This window comes from Ruegeria denitrificans (genome assembly GCF_001458295.1).
Lineage (GTDB): Bacteria > Pseudomonadota > Alphaproteobacteria > Rhodobacterales > Rhodobacteraceae > Ruegeria > Ruegeria denitrificans.
Genome location: NZ_CYUD01000001.1, coordinates 149,669 through 163,273, shown reverse-complemented (window position 1 = coordinate 163,273; position 13,605 = coordinate 149,669). Strand labels below are relative to the sequence as shown.

The window sequence follows — 13,605 nt, the reverse complement described above, 5'->3', positions numbered from 1 at the left end:
AAAACACTCGTTGTCTCTGGGGCCGCTGCATGGACTAAACCCACTCCATCGAAACCGTCTTCAACACCGCAGCGAATAAGCCGTCGTTGCGCGCAACAGCGGCTCATTGTAGACTTCAAACAGGGGAGGTAGATCCATGCGTTGGATTATTGCCATCTTTACAACGGCATTCTTTATACTTGGGCCCGCTCAAGCAGGTCAGTTATTCGATGCTGCAAAGCAGGGTGATACAGCGACCGTTAAGGCTCTGTTGGAAAGCGGTACCTCGGTTGATGAGCGGGGGCCGAACAAGGCTACGCCCTTGATTGCTGCTGCGTTGGCTGGAAACACCGAAACCGCTGCGGCTCTGATCGAAGCAGGGGCTGACGTGATGGCGCGTAACCACAGCGGTTTCACTCCACTTCACGCGGCTGCCTTCGGCGGTAAGATTGAAACAGCGCAGCTGCTTCTCGCCAAAGGCGCAGACGTGAATGGACGCGTCAACAGGGCCGAAAAGTCACCCATCTTCATGGCGGCCGATGAGGGTCATATCGAGATGATCGAGCTACTGCTCGACAACGGTGCGGATATTGTGACACTCGATAACGATGGCTTTTCGGTTCTAATCCGAACGATGTTCCGTAAACACTATGATATCGTTGGGCTGCTGAAGCAGAACGGAGCCACTTGCCCCCCGCCAGATGCCTTCGGCCCGGAATTTCACCGCCTGTGTTTGGAGGCAGGCACATGAGGTAAGGTCAAAAAATGAACTTTCGACTTCTGATGAGCGGGCTGTTTATTGCAGGCATGACCACGAATGCGCTGGCGGATGAGCCCATCAACACTGGGCCTTTCGGCGATGTTGCAATCAAGGGTTATGATACTGTTGCCTATTTCACCGAAAGCCGTGCGGTAAAGGGATCAAGTGAGTTCGCATATGATTGGCTTGGCACGCCATGGCACTTCAACAGCGCAGAGAACCGCGAACTGTTTAAGTCTGACCCAACCAAATACGCTCCGCAATACGGCGGGTATTGCACATTGGGTGTCGGCCTTGGGGCCAACGCGTCCGAAAACATCGACCCAGTAAATTCCTGGCGGATCATCGATGGGAAGCTTTACTTTATATCGGACCCGACCGGAGCAGAAATGCTTGACCACCCAGAAGGGGAAGCGGTGATCGCCAAGGCGGATGCGAATTGGGAGAAGACCAAGCCGCTGGCAGCCAAGGATTACTCTAACTGACGCGCACCTCGGATGATGGTCATCCGCCAGGGCTAAAGTGAAACAGAATATGCGGGTTGATGTAGCTGTAAGGCTCGCTCGCCCCGACCTCTTCTTCGGCATTTTTGTAGACCATGCCACAAGCCGGGCGACCAAGCGAAAGACCGGGTTGTTGTAAGCACAATGTGTCATCTTTCACAAATGCCGATCCAGTGACAAACAATGTGGATGCGCGCAAGGCCATACTTCCGTTCTCTGAAATCTGCATCAAGCCGGGTCCGCGGCCTTCGAAGTTTCCCTGCCATACGTTGCCGTCGATCAGAGCGGTAATCGCGTCGGCAGATAGCTTTTCGCGAGCGCCAGGTTGAAAGTCGAAGGGCCATTCCTGCACGCCCGCAGTCAACATTGCATCAATGATCCGATCGAGTTCTTCCTGCTTCCGAAAATGCGCAAACAAGACCTTGTAGAGTTGCGCCGAAGTATGCGGAGCAAATTCGGCCACCTCGTCTGCAGTTGCTTGCGCCTTTTGCGTCTGGCCAGCCTCTCCATAGGCGGCCGCGAGGATGTTAAAGTAGTCCTCAATACCTTGAGAATTGCCTTTTATCTCCTCAAGGATTTCGACGGCACGTTGGGGACGCCCTGTCAGAATATAGGACAAGCTTGCGATCTGACGTGCATAGCCCGGCAATAGTGGGTTGAGACGCAGAGCCGTTTCGAAATTCTCGATCGCCTCTTCATGTCGGCCGTAGAAAGTTTGCGCAAAGCTCAGCGCAAGATAAGCAGATGCTTCACCGGGGGCCTTCTCGACAGAAAGCTGCGCCGAGCGCATCGCTTCCTCATACCTTCGATCCACAGTCTGCAACTCGCTTAATACGGCAAAAGGCATCGCCGCATCGGGATCAATTTCTAAGGCACGACCGGCATGTTCGTAGGCTCGTTTCCGGGCGACCGGAAAGGGCAGCACATCGTCATAGTTACGGCGCATGATCAATGCCTCGGTGCGGGCCTGTGCCGCGAATGCCCTGGCAAAAGTCGGGTCGATTGCGGTTGCGTCCGAATAGAGGCTCAACGCTTCGCGCAGCCCGGGCCGAAAGCCGCTGCGAGCGGCTTCTTCGGCTCTGAGAAAGAAGTCATATGCTTCCAGATCCGTTGTAGGTAGGCGTTCGATCCGCTCCTTTTCGGACACACTCACATCCACACCAAGTTGATCAATGATCTCGTTTATCAGGCCAGCTTCCATGGAGAAAATATCAGCTTCGTCTCGCTCCAACCGCTCGGCCCATACTGTCTGCCCGCTGCTCACATCTGTCAGCCGCGCGTTGACCAAAAGCCGAGTTCCCGCTCTGCGCACGCTGCCTTCGAGAACATAGCCCACCCCCAACTCGCGACCGATGGCCCTGCTGTCGATTGTCCGGTCCCGATAGGAAAACGCAGTGTTGCTGCCGATCACCATCAGCCCGGCGACTTTCGAGAAATCTGTAATCAGATCGTCCGTGAGCCCATCTGCGATGTAGCGTTCCGCGTCTGGCAGCCCGAGGTTTTCAAAGGGCAACACAATGAGAGAAGGCAGCCCGTCCTCTGCCGCGATGATTTCACTTTCAGCGCCGCCGAAAAGGGCAACTATACCATCACGCAATATAAAAGCGGCACCTGAAAGAATCGCTATTACGGCCACCGCCGTGACAGCGCGTCGAACTTTGAAGTGAGACAGTGAATTGTATTTCGAGCCATTCGGGTCCGCCATCCGAAATACCGTGAGAGGCTCAGGTATGTTTTTGACCCGGTGGACACCCGCAGATTCAAATGGCTTACTGACTTTGCCGCGCGTGTGTTCGTAAACCTCGCGCGAGATGCAGATGCCTCCGGGCGTAGCTAGGGGTTCCAGGCGCGCCGCAATGTTAACACCGTCTCCGTAAATGTCGTCGCCATCGATGATCAGATCTCCCAGGTTGATACCGATCCGCAATTCGATACGCTGGTGGGGATCAATGGTGTCGTTTTTGTCCTTAACCGCCTCCTGTATCTGGATCGCAGCCTCCACGGCATCAACAACGCTTGCAAATTCGGCCAGCAGTCCGTCGCCGATAAGCTTGACGATCCGCCCGTTCTTTTCATCTATCAAACGGGTGAGGATGTCTTGGCGCACCGTGGTCAAACGTTCGAAGGTGCCCACCTCATCCTCGGCCATCATACGGCTGAAACCGACTACGTCTGCGGCGAATATGGCGGCAAGCCTGCGTTCCAAGGTTTGCCCCTCTCCTCCAAATATGGGCAGTACTGCGAAGGTAACACTGAAAAAACGTGACGGAAACTGCGCTCGCTCAAAATATTTGGCTGGGCGGGTGCTTGTCGTTCAAAGGTACGGTGGCGCAACAAGCCAATTGTCTCCGCAGCAGCATAAGGCAGCTTGCTCCGCATTTGAGACATTATATCCGAGCGAAGCGAACGGCCTGATTAAGTTTTGGCCTATATGCATGATTTGAACGTCCGGTATCGAGAAATCGTGCTGCGCCGTCGCGGGCGATACCGTGACACTGTCGAGCAATCGATTTGATTTTCGCTGCGCCAGCATCGGGCGGCTTTGTCCCGCATTGCAGACCTTGGGCGTTATTAACTGAATGTCCGCATTGAGCTCAAAGGCGACTGAAACGGTAAGCGATGCATTGGTCGCTGAGGGACGGACAGCTGACCTTCGCTGCGCGGCGCACATATTACTGCTTTGCGGACAGCCTACTTCCCACGTCCACTATATCCCCGCCAAGGTTTCGTTGAGTTCCGCACTAGAGCCCAAGTTCTGCCAGGCGTTTTTCCTGACGCAAGGTAAGGACATCGATTTCGGTTATCGCCGCAGCGGTCAGACCTGCCCCCGGTTTGCGGAGCGTCGGATGGGCGATAATCCCCTGGCGAGCCAGAGAATACTTCCTGATAGCAAGCCCCATGCCGGGCTGTGATTCATACCGGATCATCGGCATGTAGGCATCAAAGATATCACGTGCGCGGTCAAGCTTGTCTGCGAGGAAGGCGTCAAGTACCTGGCGCATCATTTCGGGGTATCCAAATCCCGTCATCGCGCCATCCGCGCCGCGGATCATTTCTTCCAGCAGAAACATCCCGCCGTTCCCACACAGGATAGAAATGCGGCGCCCGCAAGCGTCGGACGCTTTTCGAAGCGCGCTAATCTTTTCCAAGCCGGGCCAATCTTCGTGTTTGAGCATAACGCAAGTCGGGCAATCTTCGACGATCCGAAGGATCACCGAAGGCGAAATTTGAACACCGGTCGCCAATGGAAAATCCTGCAGGACAAACGGGATATCGCCCAGCGCATCCGCGGCACTGTGGAAATAATTTGTAATTTGCGCATCTGTCTGGAGCCCCATTGGCGGGGCGACCATCACCCCGTCTGCACCGGCCTCCATTGCCTCGTTGCTCAGTGCCGTTATCGCCGCAAAGCCGGACGCTGACACCCCAACGATCACCGGCACCTGGCAACGTGCGGTGACGCGTCGAACGACCGCCACGGATTCCTCGGCGGACAGCTTGCCTGCCTCGCCCATCATGCCCAGGATTGTCAGGCCGTCGGCGCCCTTTTCGATATAGGCGTCGACCATCCGGTCGATACTGTCGAAATCCAGCGCGCCGTCCGGCAGAAACGGGGTGGCGGCGATGGTAAAGACGCCTTTTGCGGTTTCATCAAGCATGGTCGGTACTTTGTGGTTTGTGTGAAAGGTCCAATTGGATTTGTCCCAACGCCATGCTAACGGCGGCCTGGGTGGGTTCGACAACGGGCAGGCCGGTCGCCTCCTGCAGTGGTTCGCGATAGCTGGCCATTCCCGCGCATCCCATGATCAGGACGTTAGCGCCATCATCGTCGCGCAGCTGTCTACCAGTGGCAATCATCGCATCAAGGCTTGTGTGGGGGTTGGCAAGGTCCGCCACCCCAAGACCCAGGGCACGATCCCCTGCCAGCCGATCCAGCACGCCCATTGCGCCAAAGGCCCTGAGGTGACGTGGTATAGAGTGCGGTAGAATGGCGATCACACCAAACCGTTGTCCGAGGGTCAGCGCCGTCACGACCGCCGCTTCCTGAATGCCGATTACCGGAAGGTCTGTCTGATCGCGGAGAGCATGTAACCCGGGATCGCCGAAACAGGCAATCACATATCCGGCGGCATCGGTTTGCGCGGCGGCAAGTTCCAGCATCGGCGCGATGGTTAAATCCGCCTGACGCTGGCATTCGATGCCCGATGGACCCTCGGCCAAGGTCAGACAACGAATGGGGATGCCAAAGCTGCGCAGAGGGGTGATGGCCACGTCGATCCCGCCAGTGACCGTATGAGAGGAATTAGGGTTTATGACGATGAGCGTGCTCATGCGCCTTGCCGGATAGCTGACTGGATCTCGATTTGATAGCCCTCGGGGTCGTTGAACACGAACGCGCGAATGCCGATCTCATCATTGACGAATAGCTTTGACAGGTTGTCCAGCCTCTTGGCGAGGGCGTAGTCATACCAGCCGTCCACATCCGGCACCCGAATGCATAGCTGCACGGGCTTGACTGCGGCCCATTTGTTCATGCCCTTGGCCTCATCAACCAGTCCGACATGGGCGCCGGGACAGATTTGATAGATCTTGCACCAACCTTGATCAATCGCCAGCGTCAAGCCTAAGACGTCCTCGTAAAACCGCATCGCGGCGGGCAAATCACGGTAGTAAAAGAATGTGATAGCCAGTTGATTGGCGGCGTCTGGTCTGCTCATGCGGGTGCGCCTTCTTGTTTGGTCGGTTGAGTAGCAAGGACAGGCCGGTCGATCCATTGCCCACTTCCTGGGATGCCGAAGAACTCACCGCTTTTCACAAGTGTTCGCCCGCGCAGAATGACCTGATCCGGCCAGCCGTTCACGCTGAAACCTTTCCAAGGGTTGTAACCAACATTGTCATGCAGATCATTCTCGCCATAAGTAACGGTCTTATCCGGGTCCCATATCACGATATCGGCATCCATGCCCTCTGCGATGCGGCCTTTTCTTTGCAGACCATAAAGCCGGGCAGGAGCGTGTGAGGTGAGTTCGGCAAAACCTTCAGGCCCGCCGCGCCCCTTGGACACCATAGCGTCGAACATCAGTGGGAGCCGCGTTTCCAGCCCTGGCAATCCGTTGGCGATCTGATGGAACCCTGCTTCAGGTCCAGCGGCCAGCTTGCCCGTTTCGTCAAAACGGTATGGGGCGTGATCCGAAGACACCAAGGCCAGAGTCCCGTCCTGCAGGGAATGCCAAAGTGCCTCTTGATCCGTGACATTACGTTGTGGTGGCGAGCACATCCACTTGGCGCCGTCCAATCCGGGACGATCCAACACTTCTTCTGTCATGAATAGATAATGCGGGCAGGTTTCGGCCCATACGGGCGCACCCCGGTCCCTCGCGACGCGCACCGCCTTCGCGCCTTCGCTCGTCGAAATGTGAAACAGCATCACCGGTTGATCAAGGTATTCGGAAAAACGGCAAATCCGTTCAACCGCCTCGATTTCGGCCATTCTGGGCCGGGACCGGGCGTGATCGCGCGGGGTGGTGTGACCAGCACTTATCAGCGCCTCTTTGGCCTGCGTTATGATCGCGTCATTTTCGGCATGAACGCAGACCAGCGCGCCTGCCTCGCGCGCCTGACGGAAGATTTTCAAGAGCTCGGCGTCATGCAGTTGGATATTGTACGTGGTGAACACTTTCAGCGACCGGTGGCCCGCACCGATCAGATCGGCGAAATCACGCTCGAACTTGGGAACCGAGATATCGGTCAGAGTGATATGAAAGGCATAGTCAATCATCGCGCCCCGCGCGGCGCGCGCCGCATAATCCGCGACCGTGTCGGCCAATACCTGACCGCTTGCTTGGGCGGCGAAAGAAATGACGCTGGTTGTTCCCCCTATTGCCGCTGACCTGGTCGCGGTTTCGAAAGTGTCCGCGTTCCATTGACCCATGCCAGACATCTGCTCGATATGCGCGTGCGGGTCGACACCGCCGGGCATCACCAGTTTGCCTTTGGCCGAGATGTGGGTCTTCGCGTCCAAAACTGGCTTTCCGACTGATACAATCTCACCATCCGCCACGGCCAAATCGCCCTCGATCACCCCATCAGGAGTAACCAGTCGACCATCATGAATCACAAAGTCTATGCCGTGGGACATCTGTTCCTGCCATTTTACCAACGCCTAAGGGGTAGCATGCACCAAATCTCCGGGGCTACAAAGCGCCACAGACACTGCCAAAGCGCTTCCATCGGTGGCGGACGCGTGAGGCGGGCACGCCTGCGCGTGCCTATTTCTCACCAACCAGTTTGGCGCTACACAAAAGTTTTGCACATTGCGTGGTGGCATGAGCGACGGGTGCCCTTTTGTGTTAGGGCTGCGGGAGTATCTCGTGTACAGGACGTTCATAGCAAACCAGATTGAACCATCGCAGTGAACGGCAGCTATGACGGGCCGCGCTGCGGTGACGTTCACTCCAGTCCGATGGCAGCTAAGAGCCGGAGGCGCCAACTGGCCTTAATGTCGCAAATGTCGGGAAAGTCCGCATGTGAGACATTGGTGCGCGCCACAGCAAAGGTCCGGTTTCCGTCCGACAACAGTTTTCCATCGGTAGAACCGGACAGAATGGATCTACCTAAGTGTTTCCTCAAGTGGCTCCTGAATGCTCGTGGTGGCCCAGTTTGGCAGCAAAAAATGGCTTTGTTGTTGAAGAAAGCCTTCCCGCGCGGTGCTGGGGTTTCACCAAAGGTTACGAAACACCCCCGCCCCTAGCAGCGAACCCAACCGACCAGCGGGGCGTAGCGTGACGATGCGTGACGCTGAACGTGCGATCATGCGGATCTGATGCGCGGCTGTGACAGCAGTATCTATAACTGAACTTGATGTATCCGATCTGTTGACTTTCGCTTATGATGATCACCGTCAACGGATACAAATGTATTCCTAGTTTTGATGCGCACGGTGCGCAGGGATCTCCTATAAATGTCCAACAGGATGCGCTCGACACGGGCTTGCGCATGGATCATTGGAGACATGGCTTTCCTCTTTCTTATTATTCCTTCTGGTAACAAGGGTTTACAAAGAGGGAATATCAGCGCCAGCAGGGTCTTGTTGGTCTGTGCACATGCGCAAGGCAAAATCCACAAGACGTATGTCTCCAAATGTCTATGCGCTGGTCTTTGAGTAACGCAACTTGTTCCGGTTCGGTCCGCTGTTGAAACGACCGTCAAGTTTGAACCCACACAGTTCCAGAATAGCTTTCACACGGTTCTGATCGCTAACGGTTTGCCGCTGAGGCTCTTTCCCAACGGTGGTCAAACAATCTGTAATCGTCACTTCTGTCCGTTGCTCAAGATACGGGCGCAACACGCCTTCCCAAGGGTCAGCAGCTACACGTGACCGCTGGATGCGAAGCGCGTAATCCTTCACGGCGGGATCAGTCAGATACCAGACCATCCCCTGTCGATACATTGCCACAGCGTCCGCCCAGATCAGATCGCGATCACGGGCAAGCCCAATCAGGTCAATCGGGTTCGGTGTCTGGACGATCCAGAACCGGCGTTCGCCTTGACTGTCGCGAAGATAATCGTTCCGGTTCGTTGATCCGCCGATCACACATCGACGTGGATAGTCGATTTCGAATTTGTCGTAGGGCATCTTGAACCGTTCAACCCGTCGCGTCATGAATCGTCGCATGTCTTCCAGTTCGGATTTCAACACACTGGTCAGTTCGGACATTTCGATGATCCATTTGCCCATTATGTGCTGAGGCGCTTTTTCGCTATGGAAATCAGGCAGGCTGTCGCTGAAGAATTCATCCCCCGCCAGTGTACGAAACAAGGTGGATTTGCCGCCACCTTGAGGACCTTCAAAGATCAGCGCGTGATCAGCTTGGCATCCGGGCTGCAGCGCCCGCGCAACGGCTGAAATCAGCCAACAGGCACCTACAGTCTGAAGGTACGCATTGTGGACGGTCTGATCGGCGGGATCGCCTGTCAGCGGGCTGGTACTGGCACCTGCGTATCTCACCAACCAGTTCGAAACGACTGATCCGAAGTAGCCAGGTGGGGGTAAGTTCGTCAGGTAATCGGCTAACGGATCGAATTCGTTTTCATCGGCTACAGCAGTGATCGCATCCTTGACCATTTCGGTCGCTACGCTGCGGAACACGCCCTGCCGTTCGAACCACATTTTCAACTTCACCCAATCACCGTCGCGAATAGGTCGGATGGTGAATGTGGTTTTTGGCGTCTTGCTTCCCGGTACCGGCCTCAGGAGGTAGATGCGCATATCCATCAGGTTGCGCCCGACCAGCCCAGCCGTCTGTTCCGAGTTGTTTAACAGCAGGGTGAAGTTTTGCAGACGAACCAGAATTTCACCCGAAGTGCTGGTGATGAAATCCAGGTCGGGTTCCACACTTTGAGGTAGCGTCATACCCGGCGGCAGCGTGGCAGGGGCCGTCGCACCCAGCGGCATAGTGGGCGCACCTGCACCGGCCAGATCGAACTTGCGCTTTACGGTATCGGCCCGAACGCGCTTTATCAGGCCAGCAGGCAGATCAGCGGCGTGTTTCTCGGCCAAGTAGTGCATAGTGCCACCGAAGGCGAGACTCCCGTCTGGGCGGGCGCATGCTTTCCATTGGCGTTCGATAGCGCGATCCGTGTCCTGTCCGCCGACCCACTTGCGGCTGTAGTCCAAAAAGAGTGGCCAGCCATCGTCACCGAAATCCCAGCGCAGGGCATAGGACAGCTTGTACCATTCTTCTCCGTCCAAAGTGTTCGGACAAGCGGTCAGAAAATCCTGCGCCAGATCGATGTCGGGAGGAACGTCATTAAGTGGATTTCGTTCGCCTGATGCAGTCGTCCGTGATCGGCCACGTGACCAGCCCAGACCTTTCGCGATGCCTTCCAGTAATTCTACCAGTTCCAGCGCACCGGCTGTATCCAATGTTAGGCAGCGTGAAGCCTGGGGCGTCGCGGCATCTTGGCCGACATACCATTTGTATGGTTGGCCGGTGGCAGGATGATCGCCCAACAGGACCATCTGTCGCCCGGTGCCGATGATTTCGATCAGTTGCTTGGCGTGACCATCTTTGTTGAATTCGATCTTCATCGCGGGAACCGCTTCACCAGATACCCGAAACACGACCAAGAACTTCGGGTGCTGTCCAATGCGGACTTGCATCTGCGGATACCGCGCCAACAAAGCTCTGAACCACTCCAGCGCAAGGTCAGGGTTCATGCAATCGCAATCAAGCCCGACCCAGTGATCGCCGCCTAGAAGGCCGCAAGACGAACCAGCGGCGTCATAGGTTGCGATGTCGGCTTCAGTAATCTGATAGTCGGTCCAACCGCTACGCATGCCCCATGCGTCGCCATGCAGGATACCCGGTACCTTGCCCATTTGGCTGGGATCGAGATCGCAAGGCGGAATGTGGTACTTATCGCCGGGCGGGAAAATGTGGCCGTTGCCGGGATAAAGCGATGCACCGACCGGAATTAAGGGGACGATTTGGGTGAAACCTGCATCATATGCTGTCGTCAGGTGCCCATGGACAGTCTTATCGTTACCCATGATTGCCTCGTTTGTTTGGGGGCAATGTTCGTTTCAGACCGGCCCGCCCAGACGTTGCGGTTGCGGCGGGTCTCATTTTAAGCATCGATGAAGTCCGGCCCGCCCATACAATTCCGTAAAATATCGGCTTCCCATACGTTGCGGGCATCTTCGACGGTTTCCACGTCTCGGATTTCTTCGATCAGTGACTGCCGGTCACCAATGCCGTTTTTAAAATGTCGATCAGGTCAGTCTTCTACTCTTCCAGGGTCATTCTCAGTTCCTTTCGGGCACAATTACCCCACTGCCCCGCGCGGCCCGAACGTGGGCGGTAAATACCGAGTGTCAGTTGAGTTCGAAACTAGTGAGGAAGCCCTACCAAGTATCTGCATAGCGCCACGGGACATTGCTGGACGTCATTGATCAGTTGTCTGGCCCAGCTTCCCAACGCACCCACCATGTCCTGACATTGCCGCCACTTTGCGCGGCGGCCTCGCTCAGGTCACCTGAATTTGGGGCTTTAGTCATACGCAATCCCTTCCTCGAGGTCCGCGAGTGCGCCATGAAGCATTACTTCATCCATAATGAGCTCCAGACCATTTTCCAGCCGAGAATACCCTGTTACGTCGATCAAGATCTTTATTGCATCCAACGCCTCGAAAAGCGCCGCATTGGCAGCATTAGCGGCCTTGCTGATATCCTGTTGATCACCGGTTTCTTGTGCACGATAAGCCAGATTCACTGCACGAGGGTCTCTGTTAGGGCTATTGGTGTGGTCTTGTGTCATACCGCTCCTCCGATCTTCAGGCTGTCCAATGCTTCCTGATAATGGCGCTCAGGTTCATCGTGCGGGATCAGCGTGCGTCGGCCGCGTTTGATATGGCGGACCTGACCGGCCGCGACCTGTTTGCGCACGAGGCCTTCCGAGACGCCCATGCGCTGGGCGTATTGGGCCATGCTGATGAAAAGTGGTTGGTTTTGATCTGTCATCGCTAGCTCCATTTAGTTACATATATATACGTAACATTTTTACTTTTATTGCAGCAACGACTTTGTTACCGTTGTAGACGCTCAGTGCGCCAAATACGGAAACGAGACATGATTTTTTTGGACACCAGATGGAAGCCTGGCCCGAAAGCCCGTGCGATCGCGTGGGGAGAAGCTGACGCGCCAGAATCGCATGTCTTCCCCAAAAACGGCGAGATACAGTTCCCGCCCCTCTCGCAGCGTCTTGCCTATGACCGGCCGTTGCCGGACCTGTGGGCCGCCCTGCTGACCGCAAGCGACTGGACCGCTTTTACCGCCCTTGGGCCGATCGGTGATGGAACCGGGTCGTCTGAGCCCGTGCGTGAATGGCAGGACACTTTGGACCGTCTCAGGTCCCGCGACACCGACGCCCTGAGATGTGCTGTCGATTATCACCGGGACGCCGGTCGACTTGTGATCGATACCTGCGCCGGGCTCGACATTCGCGCTACTACGCTCGGCGCCTACCTCGACGCGACCGCCTATGCGGATCTGCTTGCCGGCCGTGAGATTGGCCAGTGCGGAACCTGCGGCCGGCACATGGTCAAACTCCGGTCCGATGCCGCGTTCTGTTCCACCCGCTGCCGGATGCAGCACCTCCGTGACAAGAAAAAAGGACATGCCTGATGGCCTCAGTTGTTGAAAAGAAACCCGGCGCCTTCATGATGCGCTGGACCGTGACCGATCCAGTGACGGGCAAACTATCCAAACGTAGCCGCATGTTTGATGGCAAAGGTGGGCGCCGGGCCGCCCTGTCTGAAGCGAACCGTCTGGAAGCCGCAGAGCGCGACGCACCGACCGCAGCGGCTGCAAAGGTTTTGACCCTGCGCAAATTCATAACGGATCGCTGGCTGCCCCATATCCGGGCCACCACGTCCACCACGACCGCGCGCACGCATGAGCAACGGATCGACAAGGTTCTTAACTATCTGGGCGACACGCCGATCGCGCACATTTCGGGCGCCGCGATCGATGCCATGACGGCAAGTATGGCAAAAGCAGGTGTGAGCGCCTTCATGCGGCGCCACTATTACGACACGCTCCGGACTGCACTGCGACAGGGCCGGAAATGGAAAATCGTCTCAGGCGAACCGTGGATGGATGCCACACGCCCCAAGGCCACCCTTAAGCGCGTCAAGGTCGCCACGCTGGACGATAGCTATGCGCTGGCCGATGCGTTCCGTGCAGCCGATCGGCCCATCGCGGCCGCGTATATCGAAACGATTGCGGATACTGGCGCCCGGCCCGGCGAAGTTCTCGCGCTCATGTGGGACGCGGTTGATCTGGATGCCGGCACCGTCCATATCTGGCGCGCCTTGGAGCGCATCAGCTCCGGCAAGTACCGGATCAAAAACACGCCAAAGAATGACGGATCGATCCGGACCGTGGCGCTGGGTAATCGCACCATCGAAACACTGCGGAACTTGCAGGCCCATCACGTGGAACTGCATCTGGGTTCAGACGGGATCTGGCCTAAAGACGGGTTAGTGTTCCCGAACACGACCGGCGAGATTTGGGGCGTGCATTCGGCCGCGCAGGTCATCAAACGGATGGCGGACAAACACAGGCTCGCAACGGGCAGTTATTCTAGGCGCCATGGTATGGCGTCAGAAATGCTTGCCGGTCAGGTTCCGGTTGCGGTCGTCGCGCACCGCTTGGGTCATGCCAGCACAAAGATGACGCTGGATGTCTACACGCACGCCCTACCCCAACACCGAGACGCTGCGGTCGATTGGCTCAACAAGCGCGGCTAGGTGTCCAAATTGGTGTCCATGGTGTCCAGACACACCCAGCGCATTGGATGT

Annotated in this window: 12 protein-coding genes; 4 read left to right on the top strand and 8 right to left on the bottom strand. The window is 56.5% G+C overall.

All coding sequences use genetic code 11. The annotated features are described in order from the left end of the window. The first annotated feature begins 136 nt into the window (after positions 1-136). Together RUE5091_RS00685 and RUE5091_RS00680 are read left to right on the top strand one after the other, a co-directional pair. A complete protein-coding gene (locus RUE5091_RS00685; RefSeq protein ID WP_058279962.1) occupies positions 137-730 on the top strand; it encodes an ankyrin repeat domain-containing protein in 594 nt (197 codons plus the stop codon). A 14-nt stretch (positions 731-744) separates the two neighbouring features. Further along, complete coding sequence (locus tag RUE5091_RS00680) at positions 745-1,224, top strand: YHS domain-containing (seleno)protein (RefSeq protein WP_112297127.1); 480 nt, start codon at positions 745-747, stop codon at positions 1,222-1,224. A gap of 19 nt (positions 1,225-1,243) precedes the next feature. Here the strand turns inward: RUE5091_RS00680 and RUE5091_RS00675 are convergent, their stop codons facing one another. The 8 genes from RUE5091_RS00675 to RUE5091_RS23010 all read right to left on the bottom strand — a co-directional run bounded on the left by RUE5091_RS00675 (position 1,244) and on the right by RUE5091_RS23010 (position 11,764). Further along, positions 1,244-3,448, bottom strand: coding sequence for an adenylate/guanylate cyclase domain-containing protein (locus RUE5091_RS00675; RefSeq protein ID WP_131726255.1), 2,205 nt, complete (start codon positions 3,446-3,448; stop codon positions 1,244-1,246). Positions 3,449-3,983: 535 nt separating this feature from the next. Continuing rightward, a complete protein-coding gene (locus RUE5091_RS00670; RefSeq protein WP_058279959.1) occupies positions 3,984-4,901 on the bottom strand; it encodes a dihydrodipicolinate synthase family protein in 918 nt (305 codons plus the stop codon). Then, positions 4,894-5,574, bottom strand: a complete 681-nt coding sequence (locus tag RUE5091_RS00665) for an aspartate/glutamate racemase family protein (RefSeq protein WP_058279958.1) — start codon at positions 5,572-5,574, stop codon at positions 4,894-4,896. The genes RUE5091_RS00670 and RUE5091_RS00665 overlap by 8 nt, the downstream gene beginning before the upstream one ends. Then, positions 5,571-5,960 carry a VOC family protein gene (locus RUE5091_RS00660; protein ID WP_058279957.1) on the bottom strand — a complete coding sequence of 130 codons (390 nt, stop codon included), beginning with the start codon at positions 5,958-5,960 and terminating at the stop codon, positions 5,571-5,573. Before RUE5091_RS00660 ends, RUE5091_RS00665 begins: the two co-directional genes overlap by 4 nt. Beyond that, complete coding sequence (gene hydA / locus RUE5091_RS00655; RefSeq protein ID WP_058280339.1) at positions 5,957-7,381, bottom strand: dihydropyrimidinase; 1,425 nt, start codon at positions 7,379-7,381, stop codon at positions 5,957-5,959. Before hydA ends, RUE5091_RS00660 begins: the two co-directional genes overlap by 4 nt. Positions 7,382-8,386: 1,005 nt before the next feature. Beyond that, a complete protein-coding gene (locus RUE5091_RS00650; RefSeq protein WP_058279956.1) occupies positions 8,387-10,795 on the bottom strand; it encodes a VapE domain-containing protein in 2,409 nt (802 codons plus the stop codon). Between the two features lie 499 nt (positions 10,796-11,294). Beyond that, positions 11,295-11,561: a hypothetical protein gene (locus tag RUE5091_RS00645; protein WP_058279955.1), complete on the bottom strand. Its 267-nt coding sequence runs from the start codon at positions 11,559-11,561 to the stop codon at positions 11,295-11,297. After that, entirely contained in the window at positions 11,558-11,764 is a 207-nt protein-coding gene (locus tag RUE5091_RS23010) for a MerR family transcriptional regulator (RefSeq protein ID WP_131726254.1), read from the bottom strand. The genes RUE5091_RS00645 and RUE5091_RS23010 overlap by 4 nt, the downstream gene beginning before the upstream one ends. A gap of 108 nt (positions 11,765-11,872) precedes the next feature. Here RUE5091_RS23010 and RUE5091_RS00640 point away from each other — a divergent pair, with 108 nt between their 5' ends. Both RUE5091_RS00640 and RUE5091_RS00635 read left to right on the top strand, forming a co-directional pair. Continuing rightward, on the top strand, positions 11,873-12,427 hold the full coding sequence (locus RUE5091_RS00640; RefSeq protein WP_058279954.1) for a hypothetical protein: 555 nt from the start codon (positions 11,873-11,875) through the stop codon (positions 12,425-12,427). Then, the gene (locus tag RUE5091_RS00635) at positions 12,427-13,554 is read left to right on the top strand and encodes a tyrosine-type recombinase/integrase (protein ID WP_058279953.1); all 1,128 of its coding nucleotides are present in this window, start codon (positions 12,427-12,429) and stop codon (positions 13,552-13,554) included. Before RUE5091_RS00640 ends, RUE5091_RS00635 begins: the two co-directional genes overlap by 1 nt. Positions 13,555-13,605: the final 51 nt, after the last annotated feature.

Coding starts and splice junctions, on each gene's coding strand:
- RUE5091_RS00685 (WP_058279962.1), top strand. CDS start 137: ATGCGTTGGATTATTGCCATCTTTACAACGGCATTCTTTATACTTGGG.
- RUE5091_RS00680 (WP_112297127.1), top strand. CDS start 745: ATGAACTTTCGACTTCTGATGAGCGGGCTGTTTATTGCAGGCATGACC.
- RUE5091_RS00670 (WP_058279959.1), bottom strand. CDS start 4,901: ATGCTTGATGAAACCGCAAAAGGCGTCTTTACCATCGCCGCCACCCCG.
- RUE5091_RS00665 (WP_058279958.1), bottom strand. CDS start 5,574: ATGAGCACGCTCATCGTCATAAACCCTAATTCCTCTCATACGGTCACT.
- RUE5091_RS00660 (WP_058279957.1), bottom strand. CDS start 5,960: ATGAGCAGACCAGACGCCGCCAATCAACTGGCTATCACATTCTTTTAC.
- hydA (WP_058280339.1), bottom strand. CDS start 7,381: ATGTCCCACGGCATAGACTTTGTGATTCATGATGGTCGACTGGTTACT.
- RUE5091_RS00650 (WP_058279956.1), bottom strand. CDS start 10,795: ATGGGTAACGATAAGACTGTCCATGGGCACCTGACGACAGCATATGAT.
- RUE5091_RS00645 (WP_058279955.1), bottom strand. CDS start 11,561: ATGACACAAGACCACACCAATAGCCCTAACAGAGACCCTCGTGCAGTG.
- RUE5091_RS23010 (WP_131726254.1), bottom strand. CDS start 11,764: ATGACAGATCAAAACCAACCACTTTTCATCAGCATGGCCCAATACGCC.
- RUE5091_RS00640 (WP_058279954.1), top strand. CDS start 11,873: ATGATTTTTTTGGACACCAGATGGAAGCCTGGCCCGAAAGCCCGTGCG.
- RUE5091_RS00635 (WP_058279953.1), top strand. CDS start 12,427: ATGGCCTCAGTTGTTGAAAAGAAACCCGGCGCCTTCATGATGCGCTGG.